This is a genomic window from Endozoicomonas sp. SESOKO4, from assembly GCF_024606275.1.
Window position 1 is genome coordinate 1 of the sequence record NZ_JAHHPS010000308.1, and the last position, 1,252, is coordinate 1,252.

General features: G+C 41.3%; 1 protein-coding gene and 1 pseudogene. One reads left to right on the forward strand and one right to left on the reverse strand.

Features of this window, described 5'->3' with window-relative positions:
• Nucleotides 1-380: pseudogene (locus tag KDK16_RS05865) on the forward strand (glutathione synthase); the annotation flags it as partial.
• Nucleotides 381-439: 59 nt separating this feature from the next.
• Here KDK16_RS05865 and KDK16_RS05870 read toward each other — a convergent pair.
• Nucleotides 440-1,123: a hypothetical protein gene (locus KDK16_RS05870; protein ID WP_257275137.1), complete on the reverse strand. Its 684-nt coding sequence runs from the start codon at nt 1,121-1,123 to the stop codon at nt 440-442.
• Nucleotides 1,124-1,252: the final 129 nt, after the last annotated feature.

The following is a 1,252-nucleotide window of genomic DNA, read 5'->3' on the forward strand; positions in this document are numbered from 1 at the left end:
GGCAACAACAGGCCATGATCCAAAAGTACATTCCCGAGATCAAGGCAGGTGACAAACGCATACTTCTGATCGACGGCGAACCCATACCTTACGCTCTGGCACGTATTCCCGCCGAGGGTGAACTGCGTGGCAACCTTGCCGCCGGCGGCAGTGGTGTGGGTCAGGCGCTGACCGAAAAAGATTACTGGATCGCTGAACAGGTGGCTCCGGTACTGAAAGAAAAAGGCCTGCTGTTTGTCGGGCTGGACGTCATTGGAGAATACCTGACCGAGATCAACGTTACCTCACCCACCTGTATACGACAGTTGGATGATCAGTTTGGTATCCGCATTGGTGACAGGTTGATGGATAAGATTGAGGAGAAGTTGTCTGTCCTGTGATCAAAAAAAGGGGGAGGGTTTTATCCCCCCCTCTTCATCGAGAAACATTTCATTCAGAATCAGTTAAATTTCTTTGAAGACGACAATAATTGTATGATTCTTTGAAGCTTGTGGTACATTTGATCGAGATAAAATCTTTCATCATTGTTAAAACAGCATGGAAAGCTTTGTTTAAATTTCTTGATTTTGGATTGAAGTTCCTTACCCAATTGAAGAAGCAAAGACTTATCTTTATATTTCGTCGAAAAAAATGTTGCCAGTCTTAAACGATGTTCATTATCAACTTCATCAATACCAAATTTTTTATTAAACTGAGTTGCGGCTTTAAATGCATTTTTGATGGTCTCTTTATCGGCGTCCTCTCTACAAGCGGCATCCATAGCCTGATTCAGAATATCATTTTCAAGTTTACTCTTCATTTGGTGCGCACGAGTTTCAAAAACTTTCATACCACCTATTGGGTCTAACCTTTGAAATGCATCAACAATGGCACCAACCATACGGCTAAAAATATTTTTCCTGCCTGTTTCAGCTGTGACATTGACATCAACTAATCTATTTTCATCGCTACTGGCACAGACAGAAACACTGTAATTTCTTTCTGCTTGCACTGAGTGAAATGTCACTTCTTTCTCGCCACCTTTGAACCCACCAATTCCGTCAATGAGTGTTCGATCAACCAGAATATTTTTCCAGTTATTGATGTTAGTGAGATTGGCTGCTGGACATCCCTGTATATTCATACCCATTACCTCCATGGCAGTTAATCAATAAAATAAATACTCCTATCACTTGGGATAAGCATTAAATATGTTTTAAAAAGATATAGAAAATTCACCCTGACGATAATGACCGCTCAGTTAGCAACACTG